A 3,993-nucleotide genomic window follows, 5' to 3' on the forward strand; every position below is an offset into this window, starting at 1 on the left:
ACCGACCATAAAGGCGGCATAAAGTCCTACTAAGGGATCAACTCCTGCCACAAAGGCAAAGGCTACTGCTTCAGGCACTAAGGCAAGTGCCACAGTTAAGCCTGATAAAATATCATTTTTTGAATTTGCTGCTTGCTTCTTGAAAAAATCTACCATCTTATATCATCAAAAATTTGATTAAGGCGGCAAAACTAGCCTTTTAATTTTTAGCAATGCCTGGATTGAGGTAAAGATTTTTTTTTTATTTGATCGAAAACGATTTATATGTTGTGTAACATGGTTTATAGATGAGGCTTGTAGGGTTTTTAGAATTTTTTTAAATGAAATGGACAAATTTAGATCGTGCTTAATTGTTAAAAATGTTTTTTTTCATTCTCTTAAATTCCTTAAATTGAGTATGGTAACAATTGAAGAATAGATCCTGTTTCAATGCTCTTATTTGCCTTAGTTTGTTCTGAGGAATGCGAAAAGGTGGACAGAAATTTGTAAGTAGTAAGTGATGAAAAGAGTTATAAAGGATTATAAAACCATTGGAGCAGATTTAATTCAAAAGTTAATACAATCTTTTCCCGACGGAATTTTCGAAGATGATTTGATTTGCATTACCAGACCCAATGGGGAACGAATTAATGTGGTGGAGCTAAAAACAGATGATACAGTCTATCTCATTAAAATGAATCCTGAATTACAGGTAACAATTGACTCTTATACTGGAGATTTTGAGGATTTAGATCCTTTTTCGGATGGATATAGTGATAGTCCTTAGTTTCTCGATAAAATTTTCAGCACTGTGTTTACAATTCCTTTTTTATTGTAGCCGCATTCGTTGTAGAGCTCCTGTTGAGTACCTTGTTCAACCCATTTATCGGGAACACCCAGGCGTTTTACTATGCATGAGTAGTTGTTGTCGTTTGCAAATTCGATAATAGCCGAACCCAATCCACCTACAATGCATCCATCTTCAAGGGTTATGATGTGTTTGTAGTTAGCAAGTGCTTCGTGAAGTAATTCTGTGTCGATGGGTTTCAGATAACGCATATCGTAATGAGCGATGGAATATCCTTCTTTTTCTAAGTCTTCAATCGCATCCATGGCTTCTGTTCCAATGGCACCAATTGATAGAATGGCAAGATCTTTTCCGTCTTTTAGTTTTTGTCCTTTTCCTGCAGGAAGAATCTCGAAAGGTTTTTCCCAATCGATTATGCGACCTTTGCCACGTGGGTAACGAATAGAAAATGGACCCATGTTTTCTTGTTGAGCTGTGAACATTAAATTTCGTAACTCTACAGCATCCAGTGGGGAAGCAATGGTCATATTCGGAACGCAACGCATAAAGGCAAGGTCGTAAACCCCATGATGAGTAGCTCCATCGGCACCTACCACTCCGCTTCTATCCAAACAAAAAACAACATTTACATTTTGAAGGGCAACATCATGAATCATCTGATCGTAAGCACGTTGCATAAAGGAGGAGTAGATGGCACAGAAAGGTAATTTTCCTTTGGCAGCCAATCCACCCGAGAAGGTAACGGCATGCTGTTCGGCAATTCCCACATCAAAAGCTCTGTCGGGCATTTTTTCCATCATAATATTTAAAGAGCTACCCGTAGGCATGGCTGGTGTAATTCCAACAATTTTATCGTTATTTTCGGCCAGTTCAACCAGGGTGTTTCCAAATACTTCCTGAAATTTAGGCGCTTGCGGACTTGTTGGTTCTTTTTGCAGGATTTCACCGGTTTCCTTATTAAACTTACCTGGAGCATGCCAATAGGTTTGATCTTGTTCCGCTTGTTTAAATCCTTTTCCTTTTTGGGTGATTACGTGCAAGAGTTTAGGACCTGGTATTTTTTGTAAATCACTCAGTACTTTTACCAAATAATTCACATCATGACCATCAACAGGACCAAAATATCTGAAATTAAAAGCTTCAAAAATATTACTTTGTTTAAGCAGAATGGTTTTAATGCCATTTTCTACTTTCTGAAATATTTTTTGTGTGTTAGGATTCAAACGGTTTAGTTTTCCGAGAAATCGCCAAACATCATTTTTTACTTTATTGTAAGTTTGTGAAGTGGTAATGTCTAGTAAATAATTGTTTAAACCTCCTACATTTGGGTCTATGGCCATATTATTGTCATTCAAAATGACTAATAAATCAGCATTGTTATTGGCAGCATTATTCAAACCTTCAAAAGCTAAGCCGGCAGTCATCGATCCATCGCCAATTACAGCAACGGTTTTTCGGTCTTTTTCGTTGTTTAAGTGAGCGGCAGTAGCCATGCCCAAGGCAGCCGAAATAGAGGTCGAGGAGTGTCCTACGGTAAAAGAATCGTATTCGCTCTCGTTCCGATTGGGGAAACCACTTATTCCCTTGTATTTTCTGTTGGTATGAAAAACATCTTTTCTGCCGGTAAGAATTTTGTGTCCATAAGCCTGATGTCCAACGTCCCAAATTAAGTTATCGTAGGGAGTGTTAAGCACGTAGTGAAGAGCCACAGTAAGTTCTACAACGCCTAAACTAGCTCCAAAATGACCAGGGTTACAGGAAACTTCTTCAATAATTTCCTGGCGCAGTTCCTCACAAACCTGAATAAGGTGATCTTCTGATACCTTTTTCAGATCGGATGGAAAATTGATTTTATCTAAAAATTCTTTTTCAGATTTGGCCATGTACGAAATCCCCCTTTTCAAACGTTTAGCAGAGTATGAATTCCTTTATCAAACAAAAGAATGTGATAAACGAATTAAACTACAAAATTAATGCACGAAGATAATAATAAAAACCAAAGTATTCTTCTGATGTGTGATGGTGATACCATGCCGGATTATTATATTTGCTTGTAGAAGTGCAAGTTTCATTACTAACAAAAGTACAATTTAAACATGTTCAAAAAAGCGAGCCCCCTAGGATTTATTTTATCTCTGGTTTTCCTGAGTATTTCTTGTGTTCCAACCCGACAATTTGAGGAACTGCAGAGCAAACAACAGAACTGCCAAGATGAGTTGGCCCTGGAAAAAGAGAAGAACCTTAGTTTAAGTGAGTCGAATACCGAATTGAGTGGAAAATTAGAGGTGTTAGATGAGAAATATCAAAATATGCTGGCCGATACTTTGGCCTTATCTCGACGATTGCAATCTGCCCGAGAGCGTTTAAACCGTATCGAAAAAAGCAATCAGGATCTATTAAATCAATTGGCTGGTATGCAGGAAGGGAATGCTAAGGAGACAAAAGCACTGCTTTCGCAGATTAAAAAAGCACAAAATGAATTGCGCTTGCGCGAAGATGAGGTACTTTCTCTGGAAAAAGAAATGGATGCACGTAAGCGTGCGCTAGATAATTTACAGGCAGAATTGAATCAAAGAGATCAGCGTTTGCAAGAATTAGAGGCTGCGCTCAGCCGGAAAGATGAGGCCGTTCGAGCGCTAAAAAATAAGGTGATGAACGCGCTTACCGGATTCGAAGGCAATGGTCTTTCCATCACCACAAAAAACGGGAAAGTATATGTTTCTATGGATGAAAAACTTCTTTTCAAATCAGGAAGCTATCAGGTAGATTCCAGAGGTGTGGAAGCCTTGGGTCATCTGTCTCAGGTATTGGCGCAGAATAAAGACATTAATGTAATGATTGAAGGTCACACCGATAACGTTCCCTACAATGGCAGTGGTGCACTTCAGGACAATTGGGATTTAAGTGTGAAACGAGCAACATCCATTGTACGAATTATCATTCGCAATAAAGGAATAGATGCACAGCGCTTAACCGTAGCAGGTAGAAGTAAGTATGCTCCCGTAGATTCCAACGCAACGGCAGCTGGAAGAAGTAAAAATCGTAGAACCGAAATTATCCTAACTCCTAAATTGGATGAGTTGTTTAAGATTTTGGAGAGCAATTAGCCGCAAGTTTTAAGCTTCAAGCTACAAGTTTCAAGTCTCAAGCTACAAGTTTATTTACAGCTTTCACTTAAAATTATTTCAGGATGAAAGATTTCAAGA

At 38.4% G+C, this 3,993-nt stretch carries 4 protein-coding genes; 2 read left to right on the forward strand and 2 right to left on the reverse strand.

Features of this window, described 5'->3' with window-relative positions:
• Positions 1-156: SulP family inorganic anion transporter (locus tag ABYT26_RS17505; RefSeq protein WP_372756307.1), on the reverse strand; the 156-nt coding region annotated here is incomplete at its 3' end.
• Positions 157-499: 343 nt separating this feature from the next.
• Between ABYT26_RS17505 and ABYT26_RS17510 the strand changes: the two genes are divergently transcribed.
• Positions 500-766, forward strand: a complete 267-nt coding sequence (locus ABYT26_RS17510; protein ID WP_372756301.1) for a hypothetical protein — start codon at positions 500-502, stop codon at positions 764-766.
• Here ABYT26_RS17510 and dxs read toward each other — a convergent pair.
• Positions 763-2,670, reverse strand: coding sequence for a 1-deoxy-D-xylulose-5-phosphate synthase (gene dxs / locus ABYT26_RS17515; protein ID WP_372756303.1), 1,908 nt, complete (start codon positions 2,668-2,670; stop codon positions 763-765). The genes ABYT26_RS17510 and dxs overlap by 4 nt on opposite strands.
• Before the next feature lie 213 nt (positions 2,671-2,883).
• Between dxs and ABYT26_RS17520 the strand changes: the two genes are divergently transcribed.
• Positions 2,884-3,894: an OmpA family protein gene (locus tag ABYT26_RS17520; protein WP_372756305.1), complete on the forward strand. Its 1,011-nt coding sequence runs from the start codon at positions 2,884-2,886 to the stop codon at positions 3,892-3,894.
• Positions 3,895-3,993: the final 99 nt, after the last annotated feature.

This window comes from Labilibaculum sp. (assembly GCF_041595635.1).
GTDB lineage: Bacteria > Bacteroidota > Bacteroidia > Bacteroidales > Marinifilaceae > Labilibaculum.